The sequence below is a fragment of the Lutimaribacter marinistellae genome, from assembly GCF_042648365.1.
Lineage (GTDB): Bacteria > Pseudomonadota > Alphaproteobacteria > Rhodobacterales > Rhodobacteraceae > Lutimaribacter_A > Lutimaribacter_A marinistellae.
The window spans coordinates 69,633-93,536 of record NZ_JBHRXI010000016.1 but is presented as its reverse complement, the minus strand read 5'-3'; the positions used below and the strand labels follow the sequence as shown (position 1 = coordinate 93,536).

At 62.9% G+C, this 23,904-nt stretch carries 22 protein-coding genes and 1 tRNA gene; 10 read left to right on the top strand and 13 right to left on the bottom strand.

The annotated features are described in order from the left end of the window. Window positions 1-60 precede the first annotated feature (60 nt). The 11 genes from ACFORG_RS14575 to ACFORG_RS14525 all read right to left on the bottom strand — a co-directional run bounded on the left by ACFORG_RS14575 (window position 61) and on the right by ACFORG_RS14525 (window position 10,654). Window positions 61-1,224, bottom strand: a complete 1,164-nt coding sequence (locus ACFORG_RS14575) for an ABC transporter substrate-binding protein (RefSeq protein ID WP_386736269.1) — start codon at window positions 1,222-1,224, stop codon at window positions 61-63. Window positions 1,225-1,251: 27 nt separating this feature from the next. Beyond that, window positions 1,252-3,135, bottom strand: coding sequence for an AMP-dependent synthetase/ligase (locus tag ACFORG_RS14570; RefSeq protein WP_386736268.1), 1,884 nt, complete (start codon window positions 3,133-3,135; stop codon window positions 1,252-1,254). Window positions 3,136-3,150: 15 nt separating this feature from the next. After that, window positions 3,151-3,924, bottom strand: a complete 774-nt coding sequence (locus tag ACFORG_RS14565; protein ID WP_386736267.1) for an ABC transporter ATP-binding protein — start codon at window positions 3,922-3,924, stop codon at window positions 3,151-3,153. Further along, window positions 3,921-4,685, bottom strand: coding sequence for an ABC transporter ATP-binding protein (locus ACFORG_RS14560; RefSeq protein WP_386736266.1), 765 nt, complete (start codon window positions 4,683-4,685; stop codon window positions 3,921-3,923). The genes ACFORG_RS14565 and ACFORG_RS14560 overlap by 4 nt, the downstream gene beginning before the upstream one ends. Then, on the bottom strand, window positions 4,682-5,779 hold the full coding sequence (locus ACFORG_RS14555; RefSeq protein WP_386736265.1) for a branched-chain amino acid ABC transporter permease: 1,098 nt from the start codon (window positions 5,777-5,779) through the stop codon (window positions 4,682-4,684). The genes ACFORG_RS14560 and ACFORG_RS14555 overlap by 4 nt, the downstream gene beginning before the upstream one ends. A 4-nt stretch (window positions 5,780-5,783) precedes the next feature. Continuing rightward, window positions 5,784-6,659, bottom strand: coding sequence for a branched-chain amino acid ABC transporter permease (locus ACFORG_RS14550; RefSeq protein WP_386736264.1), 876 nt, complete (start codon window positions 6,657-6,659; stop codon window positions 5,784-5,786). A gap of 87 nt (window positions 6,660-6,746) precedes the next feature. After that, window positions 6,747-7,775, bottom strand: coding sequence for an alcohol dehydrogenase catalytic domain-containing protein (locus ACFORG_RS14545; protein ID WP_386736263.1), 1,029 nt, complete (start codon window positions 7,773-7,775; stop codon window positions 6,747-6,749). Beyond that, entirely contained in the window at window positions 7,772-8,440 is a 669-nt protein-coding gene (locus ACFORG_RS14540; protein ID WP_386736262.1) for a TetR/AcrR family transcriptional regulator, read from the bottom strand. Before ACFORG_RS14540 ends, ACFORG_RS14545 begins: the two co-directional genes overlap by 4 nt. A 150-nt stretch (window positions 8,441-8,590) precedes the next feature. After that, window positions 8,591-9,388, bottom strand: coding sequence for a hypothetical protein (locus ACFORG_RS14535; protein WP_386736261.1), 798 nt, complete (start codon window positions 9,386-9,388; stop codon window positions 8,591-8,593). A gap of 209 nt (window positions 9,389-9,597) precedes the next feature. After that, window positions 9,598-9,672 (bottom strand) — tRNA-Asn (locus ACFORG_RS14530). A 67-nt stretch (window positions 9,673-9,739) separates the two neighbouring features. After that, window positions 9,740-10,654, bottom strand: a complete 915-nt coding sequence (locus ACFORG_RS14525; RefSeq protein ID WP_386736260.1) for an MBL fold metallo-hydrolase — start codon at window positions 10,652-10,654, stop codon at window positions 9,740-9,742. A gap of 41 nt (window positions 10,655-10,695) precedes the next feature. Between ACFORG_RS14525 and ACFORG_RS14520 the strand changes: the two genes are divergently transcribed. Continuing rightward, window positions 10,696-12,015: an ATP-binding protein gene (locus ACFORG_RS14520; RefSeq protein WP_386736259.1), complete on the top strand. Its 1,320-nt coding sequence runs from the start codon at window positions 10,696-10,698 to the stop codon at window positions 12,013-12,015. Between the two features lie 51 nt (window positions 12,016-12,066). Here ACFORG_RS14520 and ACFORG_RS14515 read toward each other — a convergent pair whose 3' ends face one another. After that, the gene (locus tag ACFORG_RS14515) at window positions 12,067-13,083 is read right to left on the bottom strand and encodes a TRAP transporter substrate-binding protein (RefSeq protein WP_386736258.1); all 1,017 of its coding nucleotides are present in this window, start codon (window positions 13,081-13,083) and stop codon (window positions 12,067-12,069) included. 139 nt (window positions 13,084-13,222) lie between these two features. Further along, entirely contained in the window at window positions 13,223-14,014 is a 792-nt protein-coding gene (locus tag ACFORG_RS14510) for a MarR family winged helix-turn-helix transcriptional regulator (RefSeq protein ID WP_386736257.1), read from the bottom strand. On the opposite strand from ACFORG_RS14510, the gene ACFORG_RS14505 reads away from it, so the two are divergent. The 9 genes from ACFORG_RS14505 to ACFORG_RS14465 form a co-directional block, all read left to right on the top strand. Then, entirely contained in the window at window positions 14,015-14,848 is an 834-nt protein-coding gene (locus tag ACFORG_RS14505) for a PDR/VanB family oxidoreductase (RefSeq protein ID WP_386736256.1), read from the top strand. Window positions 14,849-14,859: 11 nt separating this feature from the next. Then, the gene (locus ACFORG_RS14500; protein WP_386736255.1) at window positions 14,860-16,200 is read left to right on the top strand and encodes an aromatic ring-hydroxylating dioxygenase subunit alpha; all 1,341 of its coding nucleotides are present in this window, start codon (window positions 14,860-14,862) and stop codon (window positions 16,198-16,200) included. Further along, the gene (locus tag ACFORG_RS14495; RefSeq protein ID WP_386736254.1) at window positions 16,197-16,676 is read left to right on the top strand and encodes an aromatic-ring-hydroxylating dioxygenase subunit beta; all 480 of its coding nucleotides are present in this window, start codon (window positions 16,197-16,199) and stop codon (window positions 16,674-16,676) included. The genes ACFORG_RS14500 and ACFORG_RS14495 overlap by 4 nt, the downstream gene beginning before the upstream one ends. Next, on the top strand, window positions 16,673-18,283 hold the full coding sequence (locus ACFORG_RS14490) for an AMP-binding protein (protein WP_386736253.1): 1,611 nt from the start codon (window positions 16,673-16,675) through the stop codon (window positions 18,281-18,283). Before ACFORG_RS14495 ends, ACFORG_RS14490 begins: the two co-directional genes overlap by 4 nt. Beyond that, window positions 18,280-19,446, top strand: coding sequence for a thiolase family protein (locus ACFORG_RS14485; protein ID WP_386736252.1), 1,167 nt, complete (start codon window positions 18,280-18,282; stop codon window positions 19,444-19,446). Before ACFORG_RS14490 ends, ACFORG_RS14485 begins: the two co-directional genes overlap by 4 nt. Continuing rightward, window positions 19,446-20,684, top strand: coding sequence for an SDR family oxidoreductase (locus ACFORG_RS14480; RefSeq protein WP_386736251.1), 1,239 nt, complete (start codon window positions 19,446-19,448; stop codon window positions 20,682-20,684). Before ACFORG_RS14485 ends, ACFORG_RS14480 begins: the two co-directional genes overlap by 1 nt. After that, window positions 20,681-21,460: a cyclase family protein gene (locus ACFORG_RS14475; RefSeq protein ID WP_386736250.1), complete on the top strand. Its 780-nt coding sequence runs from the start codon at window positions 20,681-20,683 to the stop codon at window positions 21,458-21,460. Before ACFORG_RS14480 ends, ACFORG_RS14475 begins: the two co-directional genes overlap by 4 nt. Then, window positions 21,457-22,182 carry an SDR family NAD(P)-dependent oxidoreductase gene (locus ACFORG_RS14470; protein ID WP_386736249.1) on the top strand — a complete coding sequence of 242 codons (726 nt, stop codon included), beginning with the start codon at window positions 21,457-21,459 and terminating at the stop codon, window positions 22,180-22,182. The genes ACFORG_RS14475 and ACFORG_RS14470 overlap by 4 nt, the downstream gene beginning before the upstream one ends. 182 nt (window positions 22,183-22,364) lie before the next feature. Continuing rightward, window positions 22,365-23,904 (top strand): arylsulfatase (locus ACFORG_RS14465; protein WP_386736248.1); only part of this gene is annotated, 1,540 nt, incomplete at its 3' end.

Below are 23,904 nucleotides of genomic sequence, written 5' to 3'. Positions count from 1 at the left end.
GCCTCCTTGCATGAAAAAGGGCGCCCGGATGATCCGGACGCCCCAGTCGCGCTCAGGCGATCACTCTTCGTGGACCTTCTTCCACATGCCGTTCTCGACAATGCTGACATAGACCGAGTCGGCGCCTTGGTGGTCATCTGGCCCGTAGGTCATGTAGTTGCCTACTAGGTCATCCTGGTACTCCAGGCTTTCCATCGCGGCGATGAAGCTTTCATGCGTGAGGTCGGGACCGGCCTTTTCCAGCGCCATCACCAGCATCTTGGCGCCGGCATAGCCCAGCATGGCGAAGCCAACCGGGTCCTCGCCCGTGGCGGCCTTGTATTCCTCGATGAAGGCCTTGGGTGCGGGCTCTTCCGCGCGGGCCCAGAGATCCTGCCAGCTGGCCGCGGCATAGAACCCCTCGGTCACGCCGCCGGGAACCTGTGCCACCACGGTCAGGAAGCTGGCCGAGGTTCCGAGGAACTTCATGTCATTGAGGCCCATTTTCTTGGCGGTGCCGACGATGGTGATGGCCTGCCGTACGCCCAGCGCGATCGAGACGACGTCGCAGCCTTCCTCGTTGAGCTTGGAGAGCGAGCCCACGAAATCGGTTTCGTCGGGCTTGTGCGTGGTTTCGGCGACGAACTCGGCGCCGGCTTCCTTGGCGCCTTCCATGGTGCCTTCGAGGATCTCCTTGCCGAAATCGGTGGGCAGGTACATCGAGCAGACCTGCTCGCCGCCGAACTGCTCGACCAGGTATTTGGTGCCGACGATGGCCTGGTCGTAATAGCTGGAGAAGGAGGTGAACTTGTTGTTGACCGGTTCCATCAGCATCTGCCGCGCCGCCGAGAGCGGTGCGACGTTCGGGATGCCCTTGGGGTCGAGCAGCTTGAAGCCGGCGATGTTCATCGGCGTGCCCAGCGACTGATACATGGCAAAAACCTTGTCGCGGTTCAGCAGCTTGTTGTAGCCCTGCATCGCACGCGGCATCTGGTAGCCGTTATCCTCGACGATGTAGCGGATCTGCCGGCCGTGAACGCCCCCCTCGGCGTTAACCTTGTCGAAGTAGACATTCGCGCCCTTGACCGCCGGAACGCCCACCGCGGCGAAGATGCCGCTGAGGTCGTTGACCGAGCCGATCAGCACTTCGGTATCAGTGACGCCCTGCGTTTCGGCCTGCGCCGATAGCGTGGCGGCAGCGGTCAGCGCCGTCGCAGCGGCGAGCCGTTTGATCGTTGTCTTCATTCTGGTTCCTCCCTGTGAAGATCGTTGTCAGTACATGTCGTCGATGAGATGCGCGTGTTTCTTTTCGACATAGCTGCGCTTGAGTTTCATCGTCGCCGTCAATTCCTCGTCCTCGGCCGTCAGCAGAACGTCGATCAGGCGGAAATCCTTGATCTGTTCGACGCGGGCGAACTCCTTGTTGACCGCCTCGACCTCCTTGCCGATCAGCGCCTTGACCTCGGGGGCGGCGCAAAGCGAGGCGAAGTTCGAAAATGGCACCTTCTTTTCCTGAGCGTATTTCTCGACGTTCTCCTGATCAATCATTATCAGCGCCGTCAGGTACTTGCGCCGGTCGCCGATGATGACCGCGTCCGAGATGTAGTGGCTGAACTTGAGCCGGCTCTCGATCTCGGCGGGGGTGATGTTCTTGCCGCCCGCGGTGATGATGATGTCCTTGAGGCGTCCGGTGATCGTGACGTAACCCTCGTCGTCGATGCGGCCGACATCGCCCGTGCGCAGCCAGCCATCGGCGGTGAAGGTTTCCGCCGTCTTTTCGTTGTTGCGCCAGTAGCCCTGGAAGTTGTTGAGCCCGCGGGTCTGGATCTCGCCATCCTCTGCGATGCGCACCTCGATGCCGGGAACGGCCTTGCCGATCGTGCCGAGCTTGTTTTCCTCGAGCGTGTTGATGGTGGCGATCCCGGCGGTCTCGGTCATGCCGTAGCCTTCGACAAGCGGCACGCCGATGCCCCAGTACCATTTCAGAAGCTCGGGCGAGATCGGTGCCGCCCCGGTTCCGCCGCGGCGCATCTTGTCCATGCCGAGCATCCGCCGCAGGTTGCGCAGAACCAGCCGGTCCCAGAGCCAGAACTGCGCCTGCACTCTGGCGGGTACGGGTTTGCCCTCGACCATGTACTCGGCGCGTTTCATGCCCGCCTTGATCGCCATGGCAAACGCCGCGCGCCCCGAAGGTGTCGCCTCCTGCACCATGATGAGGACCTGCGAATAGATCTTTTCCCAGACGCGCGGCACGGCGGTGAAGGTCGCGGGCGAAACCTCCTGCAGGTTGGCAAAGACGGTTTCGGGGCTTTCGGCGAAGTTCACCGTGCTTTTCGAGGCGAGCGGGAAATAGATCGACACGTCGCGTTCAAGGATGTGGCAGAGCGGCAGGAAGCAGAGCTGTTCATCCTCGGGCAGGGTGGGCAGGCGATGTCCGCCCGCCTCGATCGCGGCCATGATGTTCTCGTTCGACAGCATCGCGCCCTTTGGCATGCCGGTGGTGCCCGAGGTGTAGACGATCAGCGCCGTATCGCCGGGGGCGGAGCGGTCGATCTCGGCCTCGAAAGCGCCGGGTTCGTCCTTTTCGGCCTGTCGCCCGATCTCGTAGAGATCCTGAATGAAGATGCAGCGGTCGTGGTTGAGATCGTGCAGCCCCTCGTCTTCGAGAATGATGACGTTGAGCAGTCCAGGAACCTCGTCCTGCACCTGCAGGAACTTGTCGAGCTGTTCGTCATCCTCGACGATCAGGAAGCGGCTGTCGCTGTCATTGACGAGATAGGCCAGCTGTTTGGCCGAGTCGGTGGTGTAGACGCCCGACGCGATGCCGCCGACGCATTGGATGCCCATGTCGAAATAGGCCCATTCCTTGCGGTCCTCGGACAGGATCGAGACGACCTCGCCCCGTTGCAGGCCGAGCTTGCGCAAGGCCAGCCCGATCCACTTGGCATGCTGCCAGTAATCGGCCCAGCTGTAGGAGTGCCAGATGCCGAAATCCTTTTCGCGGTGGGCGGTCCGGTTACCGAGATCCTCGCAGCGTTTTCGGAACAGTTGCGCAATGGTGGTGCAGCCATCGACATAGACCGGTCGCTGGCCCGGCGTGGCGTTGAAGCTGACGCCGTTGATGACGGTCTGGGCAGGCATGTTGGTCGCGTTCATGTCTCGCACCTCCTTTTATCGCCACGTCTTCTTGCGTTTCCAGCGGCGGTTTTCGCGCACGCCTTCTTCCTGGACGCCAAGGTAGAAGTTCTGGATATCCTCGGATTCCATCAGTTCGGAGGCCGGCCCGTCCATCACGATGCGGCCCACCTCCATCACGTAGCCATGATGCGCCAGTTCCAGCGCGGCGCTGGCGTTCTGTTCCACCAGCATCATGGTCATGTTCTGCTCTTCGTTGAGGCGCCGCAGGATGCCGAAGATCTCCTGCACCAGCAGCGGCGACAGGCCGAGGCTGGGCTCGTCCAGCAGCATGATGCGCGGGTTGGCCATCAGTCCGCGCCCGATGGCCAGCATCTGCTGCTGACCGCCGGACAGGGTGCCCGCCTCCTGGTTGCGGCGCTCCTTGAGGATCGGGAAGTAGCTGAACACCAGCTCGCGGTCGCGTTCGATCTGCGCCTTGTCCTTGAGCGTATAGGCCCCAAGGCTGAGATTTTCGTTGACGGTGAGCAGGGGAAAGACCTCGCGCCCCTCGGGGATGTGGACGATGCCGCGGTTCACGATGGTGTGCGGCTCCATCCCCTGGATCTGTTCGCCTTCGAATTCGATGGTGCCCTTTTCCGGGTCCATCACGCCCGAGACGGTTTTCATCAGCGTGGTCTTGCCCGCGCCATTGGCGCCGAGGATCGAGACGACCTGGCCCTGGCGTACGTCAAGCGAGACGCCCCTGATGGCCATGATAGGGCCATAGAAGCTTTCGATATTGCGGATTTTCAGGACGGCTTCGCTCATGCTGCATGCCCCAGGTAAGCTTCGATCACATCGGGGTGGGACTGCACTTCGGCCGGGGTTCCCATGGCGAGTTTCGCGCCATCGGCCATCGCCAGCACGCGGTCGGACACGCCCGAGACAAGGCCCATGTCATGTTCGACCATCAGCACCGTAATGCCCATCTGGCGGCGGATGTCGTCGATCCACCAGCGCATGTCGGTCGTCTCTTCGACCGACAGGCCCGAGGCGGGTTCGTCCAGCAACAACAGCTTGGGATCGGTCGAGAGAGCGCGCGCGACCTCGACCACCTTGCGCACACCGTAGGGCAAGCCAGCGATCATCTTGTCGCGATAGGCTTGCAGGTCGAGGAAATCGATCACCTCCTCGACCTTTTCGCGGTTCTCGATCTCCTGACGTTTGGCCGAGGGGGCGAAGAAGATCTCGGACAGGATGTTGGTGCGGCGATGGCGGTGCCGTCCGACCAGCAGGTTTTGCAACACGGTGGCGTGTTCGAAGAGTTCGATATTCTGGAAGGTTCGCGCGACGCCATAGGCCGCGACCCCGCTGGGCTTGACCTGCAACAGGTCGTGCCCGTCGAACCGGATCGCGCCGGCATAGGGATCGTAGAACCGCGAGATCAGGTTGAACACGGTCGACTTGCCCGCGCCGTTGGGGCCGACGATGGCAAAGACTTCGCCCTCTTCGACCGAGAAGGACAGGTTGTCCACCGCGGTGAGCCCGCCGAATTTCAGGGTGACGTTTTCGATCTCGAGCAGGCTCATCTCAGGCGCTCCGTCTTCAGGTAGGATTTCTGCCGCTTGAACATGTCCTTGCGGTAGAAGGGGAACAGCTCGAAATAGGTGCGGATCTTGAGCCATCGGCCGTAGATGCCCATTGGTTCGAACAGGATGAACAGGATCAGGATCATCCCGAAGATGCCGAATTCCAGCCCCGGAATGGCAACCGAGCCGCCGCCAAAGACCGCGCCCACGTATTCCTTGGAGATCGACAGGAACTGCGGCAGGAAGCCGATCACCACCGCGCCGAAGAAGGCGCCGTGGATCGACCCCAATCCGCCGATCACGATCATCATCAGAAGCTGGATAGAGATCACGACGCTGAAGGTTTCGTTGTTGAAGGCAACGGCATAAAGCCCCATCAGCGCACCGGCCCAACCCGTAACCATGCAGCTGACGCCGAACGAGACGGTCTTGGTCCGCGCGATGTCTACGCCCATCGCCTGTGCCGAAACCTCGCTGTCACGGACGGCGATGAAGCTGCGGCCGAGAGGCGTGCGTAGAAGGTTGATGTAACCCAGCGTGACCAGCACGACGACCGCCAGCGTCAGCCAGTAGAACAGGTCGGGCGTGCCCCAGCGGTCGATCTGCAGGCCAAAGACGCCTACGGGGGGCGCATATTTGCCCGCGACGCCACCGGTGAGCGGTTCACTCAGCACGATGAGGTCGTCGGTCAGGATCGACAGGGCCAGCGTGAAGATCGCGAGGTAGACACCATGCAGCCGCAGCGCGGGAATGGCGATCACCGCGCCGACGATACCGGTCAGGATGCCTGCGACCGGGAAGGCGATGAGGAAGGGAATGCCCTGTTCGATCAGGATGATGTTGGCATAGCAGCCAAAGGCGAGAAAGGCCGCGTGACCTAGGCTGGCCTGCCCGGTGTGACCGGTCAGCACCATCAGCCCCAGCCCCGCGATGGCCCAGATCAGAACGTTGGTTAGTTCGCCGATGTAGAAGGTATCGAGCAGGAAGGGCGCGACGACGGCCAGCGCCAGTAGCAGCATGTAGAGACTGAGCTGGAATCCGTCCTTCCAAGGGCGGATGTCCTGCATGTAGTCGGTCTTGAAAACAATACGCATCGGCTCAGACCTTTTTCACGCGCACTTGGCTGAACAGCCCGTGCGGACGGAAGATGAGTACGGCCAGAAGGAGCGCGTAGGGCGCGACCTGGCTGTAGCCGGCGGCGATGTAACGGCTGGCGAAGGGTTCGATGACACCGACGATCAGCCCGCCCATCAATGCGCCGGGCAGGCTGCCGAAGCCGCCGATCACCGCGGCGGCAAAGGCCTTGATGCCCATCAGGCCGGTATTGGGATCGACCGCCCCCTTGGCGGCAAAGAGGATGCCGGCGATGCAGGCAACCGCGCCCGCAAGCGCCCAGATGAAGCCCTGAACGCGCTTGACCGGGATGCCCATGTAATAGGCGGCCAGCTGGTTCTGGGAGGAGGCCTGCATCGCGAGGCCCAGCTTGGTGCGGCTGAAAAAGGCGAAAAGTGCAGCGGTCAGCAGGACGGTGACGATGATGACGGCCACGTCCTCCATTCCCAGTACGAGCCCGCCGAACGTGACATCGCGGCCTGCCAGCGGGTTTTGCAGCGTCTGGGGTTCGTGCCCCCAGATCAGGCCCGCGATGAAACGGATGACGAAGCCGAGGGCGATGGTCAGAATCACCACTGCCGTCTGGCTTTCCCCGAACATCTGCCGGATCACGAAACGATCAAGCAGGTAGCCGAGGACCGCCATAAGCCCGATGGAGATCGGCAGCGCCACCCAGAAGGGCAGATCCATGTACTCGGTATTAGTGAGGCCGATGGTCACGAAGGCGCCCAGCATCATGAAATCGCCCTGGGCGAAATTCACCGCCTCCGTCGCCTTGTAGATCAGCACGAAGCCCAGTGCGATCAGACCGTATACACAGCCGTTCGCAAGGCCGCTGATCAGCAGCTGCAAGTTCTCCAAATTGTCCTCCCTTGCGCGTCTTCGCGCTTGTTTTTTTGTGCGGCGCCTGCGGAACTCCTCCTTTTTCCGCGAACGCCTGCAGTGACTTTATGCCGTGATCATCACCTTTCCATCCGTTTTCTTCACCGCCGCGGCCAATCCTGACACAACGTCACGAAGGGGAAGGTGGGTGGAAACGTCGGTGCGCCAGCGCCCGTCGGCAAAACGTGCCTGAACCTCTTGCACGGCGCGCATCTGGTCGGCGGGCGGGGTCGACATCATCCAGGCGGTCAGCCAGAACCCCTCGATCCGTTTGCCCATGAAGATGAATTGGCCCATCTGCGTCAGCCGGGGCTCGTCTGCGCCCAGCTTGCCATAGGTGATCCAGCGTGCCTTGTTCGGCATCAGGGTAAAGACCGTCTCCGATATCTGGTCCGAGACGGCGTCGAGAAAGACGCGGGGTTTCAGTTTCCGGCTGGCCTCTGTCATCTGCATCGCGAATGTCTCGCCTGTGACGTCGAGCACCTCTTCGGCGCCCAGTTCCATCAGGGTGGGCGCGGTCTCGGCCCGACGGACGAGGGCAATGGGTTTCAAGCCCATGTCGCGGCCCAGCGAAATCATCAGCTTGCCCAACTGGCTGGTCGCGGCGGACAGGATGAAGGCCTCGCCCTCGGATTTGGCGATATCTACCATGGCCATCGCGGTCATGGGGTTGACGATCTGTGCCGCACCATCCTCGTCGCTGATGTCAGGGCGCAACGGGATGCACATCTGGGCCTGTGTCATGGCGTATTCCGCCCAGACGCCCGAGCCGGAGGCCACGAAGGCCACGCGCTGACCGACCAGCCCCTCGGCACCGGCGCCGGCAGCGACCACGTCACCGCAGCCCTCGAAACCCGCCGGGGCACCCTTGACGCGCGGCTGGCCGTATTCGCCTTTGATAAAGTGAAGGTCGGACGGGTTGACCGAGGCCATGCGTACGCGGATCAGCACCTCGCCGTCGCCCGGAGTGGGCACGTCGATCTCGGCCGCTTCCAGCCAGTCGGCAGCATCCTCGATCGCCGGGCCGGTCGCCTTGCCGGAATATCCGTCGCCGGTCTGGAGTACGGCAAACATCGTTTTGGGCAGGTCGGTCATGCTGTTTCCTTGGAGCGTGGGGCAGGGGTGGGCATCTGGGTCACGCCGAGCCCGCGCAGGGCAAAGCGGACCACGTCTTCGGCCAGGCGGTCGAGCTTGGCCGGGCTGTCATCGGGGCGCGCGCGATACCAGAAGACCGGGCCGTTGAGCGCGCTGAAGAAGGTCTGGATGGTCAGCGCAAGGCTTTCACCCGTGGTAAAGCTGCCATCGGCAAGGCCTTGTTCGATCACGTCGTGGAACAGTTTTTCGTAGGCGTCGCGGCGCTGCAGGTGACGGGCGAGGGTTTCGCGCTGGAAATCCGTGGTGGTCGAGTAGCGATGCATCTGCAACCCGTCCATCAGGACCTGCATGTAGGGGTGATGGTGGAACATCGCGCGCGCGTGGCCCCGCGCCATTTCGGCCATGCGCTGCGCCGCGGTGCCCGAGGCGGCGCGCCCCGGTTCGATGGCCTCGAAGACGATATCCATCGCCCTGTCGCGCACCGCGTCGAACAGATCCATCTTGGAGGGGAAATAGTGGTAGACGCGGCCCTTGGTGGCACCGAGATGCCGAGCGACGGTGTCGATGGAGGTGGCCGAGAACCCGCGTGTGCGAAAGCACTCGGCAGCCGCATCGAGCAGCTCATCGTAGCGGTCGGTCCGGGTCGCTGTGGCGGTTTGGGTCACGGGCGTCACGCAGTCATTTCAGATGAGCCGAGGCAAACATACTGCTCGGTATGCTGTCAATTCGGTTGCAAGCTGACGTAGCGGAACAACCTTCCGCACAGCAAAAGGCCGCCCCGAGAGGGCGGCCCTGTGTCCGTTCTGATGGTGTGGTCAGTTCGACAGGATCTCGCGCAGTTCGGCGGACTTGTCGAGGAAGGTGCCGGGGTTCTCGCGGATATCGCGCAACACGCTCATGACCTCCTCTTTCGTCTCGTCGGCAAGGCTGCTGCGCTCCACCGCGTTGGCCATGCGATCAAAATCGAAACCTTGGACCGTCAGCAGGTCTTCTTGGCGAAAGGCCTGCAGCAACGCGCCGCCATCCGCGTCTTCGGTGGCGGGAACCGCATCTGACTGGACATCGGTGGAGGGTTGCGTCTCGTTTTCGACTGCACCGGCTGCGGGTTCGGACCCGTCATTTTCGAGGATCGACGCGAGCGAATTCGTCTCTGCGGCAATTTCATCGGCGGCATCGTTGAGCGCGGTTTCGGTCTCGGCCAGTGCTTCACGCCCTTGCTGGGCGGCGCGCTCCGTTGCGTTCTCGGCGGCCTCGAGGGAGTTCTGCGCTGCCTGCTCGGTCTCTGACGCGACGCGTTCAGCGCTTTCTTCGGCCTGCGTGGCAGCGTTCTCGATCTCGGCGGCGGCTTGTTCGGCGGCACGTTCCGAAGCTGCGGCGATTTCTTCGGCGTTGCGCTCCGCCTCGGCGGCGACGCTTTCGGCGGCCTGCTCGGTTTCGGCGGTGGCTTCACCGATTTCGGTGGCCGCGTTGTCCACGGCCTCGGCAAGGTCGCTCGAAAGGGTTTCGGTGGTCGTGTCGGTCTCGGCGGTTGTCGTGGCCGTTTCGTCCAGCGCGTAAAACACGCCAATCCCGACAAGTGCGACGAAGGCGACGATAAGCAACAAGCGAGTCATCTGTTTCTCCGATCTGCAGGGTAGGGCGGCGAATGCACGGTCCACCCGGACCACGTTTCGCCTGCCGTCGGGAGTGCAACGCGCCAAGCCACGTTGCGTTCCGGCATCGCAGGGTTGCGGGCGGTTGGATCAGCCCACAGAGAGTATGGAAAGGGGCAGGGTCAAAAGCAAAAGGGCCTAGCGAACCATCGCTAAGCCCTTGTATTCTTTGGCTCCGGCGGTAGGGATCGAACCTACGACCAATTGATTAACAGTCAACTGCTCTACCGCTGAGCTACGCCGGAACGGTTCGCGTCGTATAGCAATCCCGATTCAGGGCGTCCAGCGGAAATTCACTCCTTGGAAGCGGTTCTAGCCGGCATCGTGAAAGACCGCGTCAACCGCCAGTTTCGGATCGGCCGTAACGACGTTTCGCCCGTGCAGATCGACCAGATGTGCGAACACGTTGCGCGTCGCGGCGGGCAGGAGGGCCGCGGGCGTGTCGGTGTAGATTCGGCCCGCCAACCCCTCGGCGGTGTCGGAGGCGGCGGCCAGCGCGCTGCGGATCTGGGCCTCGCGCGCCTCGCGATGTTCGATAAGCCAGTCGAGGCGTCCGCCGGGATCATCGATCTGGGCACCGTGGCCGGGGTGAAACACGTCCCAATCGCGCGCTCGCAGGCGGCGGCAGGCAGCCATGAAATCGGTCAGGTCACCGTCGGGAGGTGAAACCAGCGAGCTTGCCCAGCCCATGACGTGATCAGCGGTGAAACAGTGCCGCCCCCAGCCGAGCGCGATGTGATTGCCGAGATGGCCCGGCGTGTGGATCACTTCCAGTGTCCAGCCCGCGCCCTCGATAAGGTCTCCATCTCCCACCGCGATATCGGGGGCAAAGGCGGTATCGATACCTTCACCGCCACCGGCGAGCCCCTTGGCGGCCAGTTGCTGCATGACGGCGCTGCGGCCGGCCTCGGACCCGCCGAATGCGTATATCGGCGCGTCGGTGCGCTCGGCCAAGGGACGGGCGAGCGGGGAATGGTCGACATGGCTGTGGGTGACGACGATATGGCTGATGCGCTGATCCGGGCCGAGCGCGGCCAGTATCGCCTCGAGGTGGTCGGGGCTGGCGGGGCCTGGGTCGATCACGGCAAGATCGGTTTCGCCCAACAGATAGGTGTTGGTGCCGCGATAAGTCATGGGGGAGGGGTTCGGCGCAAGGATGCGGCGCAGACCGGGGGCAAGCGCGATCGGCTCTCCCGGTGTGGGGTCGAAATCGTCGGGTGGCAACATGCTCGCTTCCTCTCCTGTCTGCAGCCCGCTAGGCTTAGCGCATGTTCTTCCGGTGGCTCAAACGATATATGCCGCGCAGCCTTTACGCACGGGCGGCGCTGATCCTGGCGGTCCCGATGATCGTGGTGCTTCTGGCCGTGAGCGTCGCCTTTCTGCAACGGCATCTGGAGGATGTGACCAAGCAGATGACGCTGACCGTGATCCGCGAACTGCAGTTGATCGCGAGCGTCGCGGAGCGCGCGGAAACGCAGCAGGAGTTCATTGCCCGCGCCCGGCCATTGCTGGGCGCATTGCAGATCCGGGTGCGGTTCGTGGATGCGGATCGTGTTCCGGCCGAGGACCGCAGAAGCCGCGTCGATTACACCGGGCATGTGGTGATCGAAACTCTGCACGAGTCGCTGCCTGCGACGCGGGCGGTCGTGCTGGAAAACACGCGTGAGGCCACGATCTATGTCACGACCGGGCTGGGGCCGGTCGAATTGCTTTTCGACCGGCGGCGCCTGTCGCCTGCGGCGCCGCACCAGTTGATCGTGACGATGCTGTTCTTTGCCGTCCTGATGACGTGGATCTCGTTTCTTTACATGCGCAACCAGTTGCGCCCCATCATGCGGCTGGCGGCTGCGGCCGATGCGTTCGGGCATGGCAACGCGGTTCCCTACACCCCGTCCGGTGCGACCGAGGTGCGTGTTGCGGGGCATGCGTTCCTGGATATGCGAAACCGGATTGAACGCCAGATCGAACAGCGCACGCTGATGCTGTCGGGGGTTAGCCACGACATGCGCACCCCGCTGACGCGCATGCGGTTGACATTGGCGATGATGGACGAGGACGAAGCCGCCCCGCTGCTGCAGGACGTGGACGAGATGCAGGGGCTTCTCGATGCCTTCCTCGATTTCGCGCGGAATGCGTCCGAGGGCGTGCCGGAACGGGTGGATCCTGTCGCACTCGTCACGCAGGCCGTGGCAGATGCGCAGCGGGCTGGCCATGCGGTCGAGCTGGTCGACTCCGAGGGTGAAGGTGAAATGATGCTGAGACCCCTGGATATTCGCCGCGCGGTCGAGAACCTGATCGGCAATGCTGTGCGCTATGGCAATCGGGCCGAGGTCAGCCTTGCGCTGACGCCACGCTTTCTCCGGATCCGGGTCGAGGATGACGGGCCCGGCATCCCTGCCGATCAACGAACGGAGGCGGTGAAACCTTTCTCACGGCTTGATCCTGCACGGAACCAGAACAGGGGCAGCGGTGTGGGGCTGGGTCTGGCCATTGTCGCAGATACCGCGCGGGCGCATGGCGGCGCGTTGAGGCTGGGCGAAAGCGGACGGTTGGGCGGGCTCTGCGCGGATATCGTGATCGGGCGATAAGGGCGCAGCATCGCGGTCGGGACCTGCGCCCCGACCGCAGTGGCGTCGGGCTCAGCTGCCCGCGGCGCTCATTTCGTCCTGCACCATCTTGTGCGCGGCCTGCGCGTCGATGCCGGCGTCTTCAAGCTCTTTCAGAACCTTTTCCTGCACCATTTTCGAGATTTCGGCAAAGCGCTGCTGATCGGCTTCGGGCGCGGTCACGATCACGTTGTCGCCCGCTTCCATCGTCGCCTTGCGCGCGCGCTCGTCGCTGGCATCCCAGACTTGGCCCATCTTGCGGCTGAACGGCTCGCCGAACACCTGTTCCTCGAGCGCGGTCTGCGCCTCTGCGGGCAGGCTGTCGAACACGTCCTCGTTCATGATGACCGCAAACGACCCGCGATAAAGTCCGCCGGGCATCTCATAGACGTTCTTGGCGACTTCGTTGAGCTTGAAGCTGATGCGTTCGCCCATATTCATGGTGACGGCGTCGGCCGCGCCGGAGTCGAGCGTCTCATAAACCTTCGGCGCGGGCACCTGGATGCCGATCATGCCAAGCTCGGCCCCGACATCGGCGGCGACACCGCCCGGCAGTCTCGTCTTGAGCCCGTCCAGGGCGTCGAGCGACGATACCTCCTGGTTGGAATGGACCTGCGCCGGGCCATGCGTGCTCAGGCCGATGACCTTGACGCCGCGATGCTCGTCGAGCGCCTCCAGATGTTCCTTGAAGACGCGCCAATAGGCGACGCTTGCCTGTTCGGCATTGCCGTCGAAACCGGGCAGCTCAATCAGTTTGGTGCCCACGAACCGGCCGGGCTGGTAGCCGTGAAAGATGATGCTGATATCGGCGGCCTGATCCATGATCATGTCCATCTGCGCCGGCGGCGGGGCAAGACCCATCTTGATCTCGGCGGTGACTTCGCCTCCTGTCGCTTCTTCCATGTCGGCGATCAACCCTTCGAGCATCTCGGTATTGATCGGGTGGCTGGGTGGCAGCCAGCTGGAGATGGTCAGAGTTTCAGCGGCAAACGCCACGGTGCCGGCACAGAGCGCCGCAGCCGTTGTCGCCATCAATCTTGCGAATGTCATCGGTTATCCTCCCTGATGAAACCCGGTCGGTCTCCCGGCCGAATTTATATGCAATTTCATGATTCACAAATTTGGCCGCTTGTGAACCACCTTTTGCATTCGATCCGAAGAGAAAGCGGTGAAATCGCGCCGGAGCCTGTCAGGACGGGTCGGTTGCCACCGTGGCGGGCATTTTTTGCTGTTCGGCCGGATCGGCCTGCGAGAGGTTCTGTAGAATGGCGCGCAGGGCAGGCTTGATTCGCGCACCATCACTGCCGCGCAGTCTCTGCAAAAGGTCTGCCTCATGATGCCTCGCGTCTGCCACCAAGCGGTCGGCAAGCTCTCGGCCCGCAGGCGTCAAGAAGACCCGGACGCGTCGGCGGTCCTTCGAATCACCGCGACGGGTGACAAGGCCGCGATCCTCCATCTGGGCGATGATCTTGGTCAGCCGGGATTGTTCGATTAAGGCATATCCGGCCAGCCGCGTCACCATCTGGCCATCCTGATCGTGCAGGCAGGCCAGGATCCGCCATTCAGGCACGCGCACGCCCTGTTCGCGGACATGCGCGTGAAATTGCGCCGAGGCAGCCTCACTGGCGGCAGCCAGCAGGTAGAGCAGGTAATCATTGACGAAATCGCCGGAGCTCATGTCCTCTTCCCCTGCATTCGTCATGTTCGGTGGCTCCGGCCTGTTCACCGCGGTGTCTCCTCGAAACTGGCTTATCAAAAAGCGGTCTGGGCGCGGGAAAGTCAATGATGGCACGTCGGAGGAGGGCGCGAAAACCTCTTGACCAATAATGTATGAAATTTCATACTTCTTGCGAAAGGGAGGAACATCGTGAGCGATCTGCGTCTGAAACTGGTTGGAAAGCGCGCCCTGACCGAGCGCATTGCCGAGCTTTGTTTTGAGCCCGTGACAGGCACCATCAGCGGTTGGCAGGCCGGGGCGCATATGCGGTTCAAGTTGGCCGATGGTGGAGATCGCGCCTACTCGTTGATCTCCTTCGATCCGGTGCCGGACCAGCCCAAGGACATTCGGGTTGCCGTACAATTGGAACCCGAAAGCACCGGCGGGTCGCGTTTCATGCATGAATTACACGTTGGCGACGAGGTCACGGCCACCCGGCCGAAATGCGATTTTCCCGTAACCCCCGGTGCGCCTGCCGTGATGCTGGCGGGCGGTATCGGGATCACGCCGATCATTTCCATGACCTCCGCGCTGCAGGCGGCGGGCGTGCCGGTCGAACTGCATTATGCCGTGCGGTCCCGCAGGCTGATGGCCTATGGCGCCGAACTGGCCGAACGGTACGGCGAGAGCCTTCACGTCCATTGCGACGATGATGAAACCGCGCTCGATTTGGATGCCCTGATCGCCGGGGTGGAAGAACGCCATTTCTACATCTGCGGTCCGCGCGGTCTGATCGACGCGGCGCGGGCCAAGGCCGAGGCCGCTGGCGTGCCCATGGACCGTGTGCATGTCGAACTGTTCGATAACGCCAGCGCTGGCGGGGCAGGCGACACGGCATTCGAGGTCGAGATCGCCTCGACGGGCGAGGTGATCGTGGTGCCTGCCGACAAGACGATCATTGAGGCGCTGGAAGAGGCCGGGCAAGACCTGATCTATGATTGCCAGCGCGGCGATTGCGGCATCTGCCAGACCGATGTTCTGGAAGGTATCCCCGACCATCGCGATGTCGTTCTGTCCGAGGACGAGCGCGCAAGCGGCAAAATCATGCAAATCTGTGTCAGTCGGGCGAAAACACCCCGGCTGAAGCTGGACCTGTAAGGGAGGACAGGATGGGACGTTACACCGACAGCCCCGCGGCCATAGCCGGGTTAGTCCGCGGCGGCGAAGTGCATCGCGATGCCTATATCGATCCTGAGATCTACCGGTTGGAGATGAAGCATCTCTTTGCCAATGCCTGGGTCTTCGTCGGCCATGACAGCCAGACGCCGAACAAGGGCGATTATTTTACCACCCAAGTCGGCGACCAGCCGGTGATCCAGGTCCGTCACAGCGACGGCGAGATCAAGGTTCTGTACAACCGCTGCCCCCACAAGGGCACCAAGATCGCCATTGACCGCACTGGCAACACCGGCAAATTCTTTCGCTGCCCCTATCATGCGTGGTCTTTCAAGACCGACGGCTGCCTTTTGGCTATCCCGCTGAAAAAGGGATATGCCGATACCGATTTCGACCAGTCCGAGGCCAAACCCGGCATGCGCGCCGTCGGCGCGGTCACGAACTATCGCGGGTTCATCTTTGCCCGGCTGGCCGAAGAGGGGATCTCGTTCGAAGAGTTCTTTGGTGACGCGCTCTCCTCTCTCGACAACATGGTGGATCGGTCGCCTGCAGGCCGGCTCGAGGTTGCCGGTCCGCCTCTGCGCTACATGCATCGCTGCAACTGGAAAATGCTGGTCGAGAACCAGACCGACACGTGCCACCCGATGGTCGCGCATGAATCGAGCGCGGGTACAGCGGTACAAATCTGGAAGGACCTTGGCTACACCGAGGATGATCCGAAGCCGCCCGCGATGGAGATCATCGCGCCGTTCATGAGCCCCTACGAGTTCTTCGAGAACATGGGCATCCGCACTTGGCCCAACGGCCATGGCCACACGGGCGTGACGGAATCGATTCATTCGAAATATTCCGACATTCCGGGTTACATGGAGGCGATGAACGAAGCTTATGGCGCGGAAAAGGCCAAGGCGATCCTGTCGGAGAACCGTCACAACACGGTCTATTTCCCGAACATCATGATCAAGGGGCCGATCCAGCAGTTGCGGGTGTTCATCCCGCTCGCAGCCGACAAGACGCTCGTTGAAAGCTATATCTATCGGCTGGTCGATGCGCCCGACGAGCTTGTGGCGCGCAACGCCATGTACAACCGGATGATCAACGCGCCCACCTCGATCGTGGGTCACGACGATCTGGAAATGTACGAGCGCGCGCAGGAAGGGCTGCACGCCGACGGGCTGGAATGGGTGAATGTCCAGCGCCTCTATACCGAGGCCGAGGATTACTCGGAGGAGAAGGTCGAGAACGGCACCACCGAGCGCCAGATGCGCAACCAGTTCGATGCATGGGTGCGCTTCATGACCGCGGACATGACAGCACGGGAGGCTGCGGAATGAGCGTGACCCGCGAAGACCTGATCGATTTCATCTATGCCGAGGCACGGATGCTGGACGAAGGGCGCTATGACGAGTGGCTCGATCTCTGGCTGCCGGACGGTCATTACTGGATGCCGCTCGATTACAAGCAGGAGGATCCGCTGCATGTAACCTCGTTGCTTTACGAGGACATCTTCATGCTCAAGCTGCGGGTCGAACGGCTGAACGGCGCGCGCACCTTCTCGCAGAAACCCAAGAGTCGTTGCCACCATGTCATCCAGCGCCCCTTCGTGGATGAAATGGATGATGAGGCGGGCCGCTATGTGACCAATACCTCGATGCATTATGTCGAGACGCGGCTGGACGAACAGCAGCTTCTTGCCCTGACTGCGGTGCATGAGCTGAAGCTGGTCGATGGGAAACTGCGTATCGCCAACAAGCGCGTCGACCTGCTGAACTGCGATGCCGCGTTTGGCAACATCCAGCTGCTGCCATGATCGATGCACAGACCAAGACCGTCTGGGCGGCGTTCGACGCTGCCGCTGATCGCTGGTCCGACAGGCCGTTCCTGAACGTGCTGCCGGAAACGGCGGATGTTTACGGGATCGACGCCGGAGAGATCACCTACAGCGCTGCACGCGACGAGGTGCATCGCCTCTCTGCTGCGCTGGAGACTGCAGGCATAGGTACGGGGCATCGCGTGATGATGCTGCTCGAGAACCGGCCTGCCTTCTTCCTGTGGGTGCTGGCGTTGAACCGGTTGGGTGCGGCTGCGGTGCCGGTCAACCCGGATCTGAGAGCAGCCGAGCTTTCCTACATGATCGGTCATGCCGAGCCGGTGCTGGCCGTGGCCATCGAGTCACGCTGCGAGGAACTCAGGACCGCCGCCGATGACGCAGGCGTACAGATGGCGGTGATCGCGCCGCGTGAGGGTATCCCCGCACCAAGGCCGGATTCCCGCATTGCGTTGCGCGACGGTCCGGCAGAGGCCGCTCTGCTCTATACCTCGGGCACCACGGGCAAGCCCAAGGGCTGCGTGCTGACCAACACCTATTTCCTTGAAGCAGGGCGCTGGTACGCGACGGCCGGGGGGCTGTGCACCCTGACAGACTCCGGCGAACGGATGCTGACGCCATTGCCGATCTTTCACATGAACGCGCTGGCCTATTCTTTCATGGCGATGATAGCTGTCGGCGGGTGTCTGACGGCACTGGACCGGTTCCACCCGCGCACATGGTGGAACAGCGTTCGTGCGTCCAGGGCGACCTGCCTGCATTACCTCGGCGTCATGCCATCGATGCTGATGGGGGCTGACCCGTCCGACGACGACCGGCATCACGACGTGCGCTTCGGTTTCGGCGCGGGTGTCGACCCCAAGCTGCACGAGGCGTTCGAAGAGCGGTTCGGCTTCCCGCTGGTCGAAGCCTGGGCAATGACCGAGACCGGGGCCGGCGCGGTGATCTGCGCCAACGATGTTCCGCGGCGGGTCGGCGAAAGCTGCCTAGGCAAGCCGGGATCCGAGCTTGAAATGCGGATCATCGATGAGGCCGGGGCGGATACCGGGGGCGAACCGGGCGAGTTGCTGGTCCGCCATTCCGGGGCAGACCCGCGACACGGCTTCTTTGCCGAGTATTTTCGCAACCCCGAGGCCACGGCCGAGGCGTGGGAGGATGGCTGGTTCCACACCGGTGACATCGTGCGGCAGGAGGCGGACGGATCGGTCTTCTTCGTCGATCGCAAGAAGAACGTGATCCGCAGGTCGGGCGAAAACATCGCTGCGGTCGAGGTCGAAAGCGCGCTGATGCGACACCCGCAGGTGGTCTCGGTCGCGGTGGCTGCCGTGCCGGATGCCGTCCGGGGTGACGAGGTATTCGCGCTGATCGTACCCAGGGTGGGGGGCGATGCCTCACTGGCCGAGGACATCACGCGTTGGTGCCTGACACAGCTTGCCTATTACAAGGCGCCGGGATTCATCGCGTTTGTCGACGGCTTGCCGTTGACCGCCACGCAAAAGATCCAGCGCGCGGTGCTCAAGGATATGGCCGCCGAACTGGTCGGCGCAGCGTATGACCTGCGCCATCTCAAGAAACGGACCGCGGCATGAGCCGGACGCCTTATGACGGCGTCGTACTCGCCGCGCCCTATACCGCGCCATATGAACGCTACAGCCAGAAGACCGCGCATTGGTGGCTGGCCAAGGGGTTGCGTGGGACATTGGATGCCGCCGGGCTGAAGCCCGGTGATCTGGACGGACTGTCGGTGTCGAGCTTCACGCTCTTCCCCGATACGCCGGTCGGGCTGACGCAACATCTGGGACTGTGCCTGCGCTGGCTCGACTCGATCCCGATGGGGGGTGCGTCGGGCGTTGTCGCTGCGCGGCGCGCGGCCCGCGCCGTTCAGGCGGGCGATGCCGAAATTGTGGCCTGCGTCGCGGGCGACATGAACCGGATCGACAGTTTCCGGCGCCTGCTCTCCGCCTTTTCGCGATTTGCGATGGATGCGGCTTACCCCTACGGGTATGGCGGGCCGAACGCGAATTTTGCCCTGCTCACTGATGCCTATATGGCGGAGTACGGTGCGACCCGAGAGGATTTCGGCCGAATTGCCGTTGCGCAACGTGACAATGCCCTGCGCAATCCGCAGGCGTTGATGAAATCGCCGCTGACGCTGGAGCAATACATGGCTGCGCGGCCCATCGCCGATCCTCTTGCGCTGTTCGATTGCGTGATGCCCTGCGCCGGGGCCGAGGCGTTTCTGGTGATGCGCGAGGAGGAGGCGCTGCGTCGCGGGCTGCGTTTTGCGCGACTGTCCGGCACGATCGAAAGGCACAACGCCTTTGCCGACGATCCGGTGCAATTGCGCGGCGGCTGGGTGATGGATCGCGACGAACTGTACGGGATGGCAGGCTGCGAGCCGGACGATATCGATCTGCTACAGACTTACGACGATTACCCGGTGATCTCGATGATGCAGATCGAGGATCTCGGCTTTTGCGCAAAGGGTGCCGGGCCGGATTTCGTGCGCGACCACGACCTGACAGTCGCGGGTGATTTTCCGCACAACACTTCGGGCGGCCAATTGTCGGTTGGCCAGGCTGGCGCCGCCGGTGGATACCTTGGACTGGTCGAGGCGCTGCGGCAGGTAACAGGGCAGGCGGGTCCGACGCAAGTGGCCGGAGCGAAGCGCGCGCTCGTCTCGGGCTTCGGCATGATCAATTACGATCGCGGGGTCTGCACCTCTGCCGCGATCCTGACGGGAGGTGCGTGATGGTTCTGCCCAAACCCAGGCGCAAGGATCCGCGCCGCCGGTCGCCCGTGCCAACCCTGCCGCCGATGACCCGCTCGCGCGCGGCGCTGGGCCTTGGCGTCGCCGCTGCCGAGGGGCGGTTCGCCCTGCAGCATTGCGCCGATTGCGGCGCGGTCCAGTACCCGCCGCGCGATTTCTGTGGCGCGTGCCTCGGTGAAACGCTTGATTGGCGTGAGACGGCCCCCGCGGGCAAGGTGCTGGCCGAGACGCAGGTGCGCGCCTCTCCCGACCCTTATTTTCGCGAACGGCTGCCTTGGGCCATGGGCAGCGTGAAACTCGCCGCAGGGCCGGTCGTACTAGCGCATCTGGTGGGGGTCGGACGTGGCGAGTCCTGTCGGATGGAACTGCGCCTGGACCGGGCCGGTCAGGGTGTGATGGTCGCCCTGCCCAAGGAAAGGACCGAAAAGATGGACGAGCATCCCGCGCTGCGCGCCATGGGCACGCAGGTGAAACACCGGCGCGTGCTGATTTCCGACGCCCGCGCGCCCGAGGCGCTGCCGCTTGCCGAGGCTCTGCTCAATGCCGGGGCCGCGCATGTCTATATGGGCGAGCCCGAGGCATGGCTGCGATGGGACGGTCGCGCGGCGCTTGAGGGTATGGAGGGCGTGACGCTCTTGCCGCTCGATGTCACCGATGCCGACAGCCTGAAGACGCTCGCCGCCGAGATTGGCGGAAAGGTCGATATCCTTGTAAATACGGCCCGCTTCGTGAGGCCCGGCGGCGTGCTGGGACAGGACACCATTCATGCCGCCCGCGAGATGGAGGTGAACGCGCTGGGCCTGATGCGTTTGGCACAGGCTTTCGGGCCGGGAATGGCGGCACGTACGGCAGATGGCGTCAACTCGGCCGCGGCCTTTGTCACCGTGCTGTCGGCCCATGCTTTGTCCCCCGACCCGGCCTTTGGCGCGTTCAATGCAAGCCAGGCGGCGGCGCGGTCGGTTGCTCAGAGCTTGCGCGCGGAATTCGCAAGCGCCGGGCTGCGGGTTGCCTGCATCTATACCGGTCCGGTCGATGACGAATGGCACCAGCCCTTGCCGCCGCCCAAGGTGGCACCCAAGGCACTGGCGCGCGGGATCGTCGAGGCGCTGGAACGCGGGCTGGAGGATCATTTCGTGGGCGATGTGGCCCGCGACATTGCGGAGCGCTGGCGCGAAAGCCCCGGCACCTTGGAGCGCGAGATCACGGGGGGCGGCGCATGAGTATCCTGAACGACATGGCCACGGCGCTGGCCACCGGAGAGGTCGAGGTGATCGACCTGACCCATACGCTCGATCCGGATTTTCCGGTCATCGTGCTGCCGCCCGAATTCGGCCAGTGCGCGCGGTTCCGGATGGAGGAGGTCAGCGCGTATGACCATCGCGGGCCAGCGTGGAAATGGCACAATATCTCGATGAACGAACACACCGGGACGCATTTCGATGCGCCGGTCCACTGGGTTTCGGGACGGGATGTGCCGGGCGGTGCGGTGGACGAGGTGCCCGCAGATGCGCTTGTCGGTCCGGTTGTCGTGATCGATTGTTCCGAAGGCGCCGCGCAGGACGAGGATTTCGAACTGACACCCGAGGTGATCGAAGCCTGGGAGGCCGAACATGGCCGTATACCGGTCGGGGCATGGGTGCTGATGCGTACCGACTGGTCTCAGCGACGCGGGGCGGAGTACCTGAACATGCGCGAGGACGGTCCGCACTCGCCCGGGCCGACGCCGGATGCCGTCAAGCTGTTGGTCTCACGTGATATTCGTGGCTTCGGAACCGAAACGGTCGGCACGGATGCAGGGCAGGGTGCACATTACGATCCGCCTTTTCCAGCCCATTTCTACCTGCATGGTGCGGGGAAATACGGGCTGCAATGCCTGCGCGGGCTGGACCGTTTGCCGCCGACCGGGGCCTTGCTGATCGCGCCGCCGCTCAAGATCAAGGGGGGGACCGGCAGCCCGCTGCGCGTCCTTGCGCTTGTTCCGAAGGAGGAGACATGACCGACTATACCGCGCTCATAACGGGGGGCTCCAAGGGCATCGGTGCCGACCTGGCGGTGAAGCTTGCCGACCGGGGCTACAGGGTGCTGTCGCTCGCGCGCGGGGTGCCGGACTGGAGCCATGACGGGGTCGAGCATCACGCGGTCGATCTGCTGGACCCCGAGGCCGTCAGGCACGTCGCGGGTGAGCTGTCTGCGCGCCACGAGATCACGCATATCGTCAACAATGCAGGGCTTATCTGGCCGAACCTGGTCGAGGAGGCACAGCCAGAGGACATCGCCGGTTTGGCGCAGCTACACCTTGGCGCGCCGCTGGCATTGCTGCAGGCGGCCTTGCCGGCGATGAAGGCGCGCGGCTTTGGCCGGGTGCTGTTCAACGGCTCGCGCGCGGCGCTGGGAGTGCCCACGCGGACGGCCTATTCGGCGACCAAGGCCGGGCTGGTCGGCATGGCTCGGACATGGGCGCTGGAGCTTGCGCCAAAGGGCATTACGGTCAACGTGGTGGCGCCGGGGCCGGTGCAAACCGACAATTTCTGGGGCATCATTCCGAAGGGGTCGGAGCGCGAAGCGCAGCTGGCCGAACGGATCCCTGTGGGGCGGCTGGGACAGGTCGAGGACGTGTCGAACGCCTTTCTGTTCTTTTGCGATCCGGCGAGCGGATTCGTGACGGGGCAGGTGCTCTATGTCTGTGGCGGCACAAGTGTGGGGTCGGTCACGCTCTGACCCCCTGGTACCGGGTTTTGACCGTTTTGTACTCCGGTTCGGGCCGGTTTTGACCGTTTTGTACAAAAATTCCGTCTTGCAATCACAGGTTGTACCTCGCCATCCGGGGGCGTTCCCTTTACCTGACGGCTTTCGCGGCTATCCTTTACCTTAGGGAGGGCCAACATGGGAGAATTAGGTAAATGTTAAGAAAGACATTGCTGGGTCTGTCTCTTGCCGTGGTCCCGTTCGCGGCCATCGCGCAGGAGAGTGACAGGCCGAACATCCTGGTGATCTGGGGTGACGATGTCGGCTGGGGCAACCTGTCGGCCTACAACCATGCGGTGATGGGATATTCGACCCCGAATATCGACCGGCTGGCCCAAGAGGGCATCCTGTTCACCGACCACTATGCGCAACCAAGCTGCACGGCCGGTCGCGCGGCGTTCATCACGGGGCAGTATCCCATCCGTTCGGGGATGACGACGGTGGGGCAGCCGGGCTCGCCCCTTGGCCTGCAGGTAGAGTCGCCCACGCTGGCAGAAGTACTGAAGACCGAAGGGTATCGCACCGGCCAGTTCGGCAAGAACCACCTTGGCGACCGGAACGAGCATCTGCCGACCAATCACGGGTTCGACGAGTTCTTTGGCAATCTGTATCACCTCAACACGCAGGAAGAGGCCGAACAGCGCGATTATCAGCGGTTCGGCGCGGCCTTCTCGGGGTCGCTGGAAGCGTATGAAGAGCGTTTCGGAACGCGGGGCGTGCTGCATACCTTTGCCACAGACACGTTCGACGAGACCGAAAGCGAACGGTTCGGCGTTGTCGGCAACCAGACCATCGAGGATACCGGGCCGCTGACACAGGAGCGGATGAAGACCTTTGATACCGAAGAGGTCATTCCCCGCGCCCTCGATTTCATGGAGGCGTCGCAGGAGGCGGGCGATCCTTTCTTTGTCTGGCTCAACACAAGCCGGATGCATCTTTACACCCGCTTGCGCGACGAGAGCCGTTACCTTGCCGAGGAGTACACATCGGAATACGATTTCTATGGGTCGGGCATCATCGAGCACGACAACGATATCGGTACGGTGCTCGACTGGCTTGATGAACAGGGGCTGAGCGACAACACGATCGTCTGGTACTCGACCGATAACGGCCCCGAGCATTCCTCATGGCCGCATGGCGGGACGACACCCTTCCGCGGCGAGAAGATGACGACCTACGAAGGCGGGATCCGCGTGCCGTCGTTGATCCGCTGGCCGGGTGCACTGCCCGAAGGGGAGGTGCGCAACGGCATCCAGGCGCATGAAGACATGTTCACCTCGCTTGCTGTCGCTGCCGGTGTCGAAGATCCGGTCACGCAAGTTCGCGAAGAGATGGACCAGTACATCGACGGTGTGAACAACCTGCCTTACTGGCTGGGAGAGCAAGAGCAATCGGCGCGCAACTACATCTTCCACTATTACGAAAGCCGGATGATGGCGGTGCGCATGGGACCGTGGAAAATGCACTTCTCCACCAAGGAGGATTACTATGCCCCGATCCAGCCGCAGACCATGCCGATGATGTACAACCTCCGTGCCGATCCTTACGAGAGCTATGATGACATCAGCGCGCAGGCGCATCTGTTGCAGAAGATTTCATGGCTGTTTCAGCCGATGAATGTTCTGATGGCAGAGCACCTTCAGAGCCTTGTGGAGTATCCCCCGGTGCAGGGCGGCGCGTCGTTCGACATGTCGA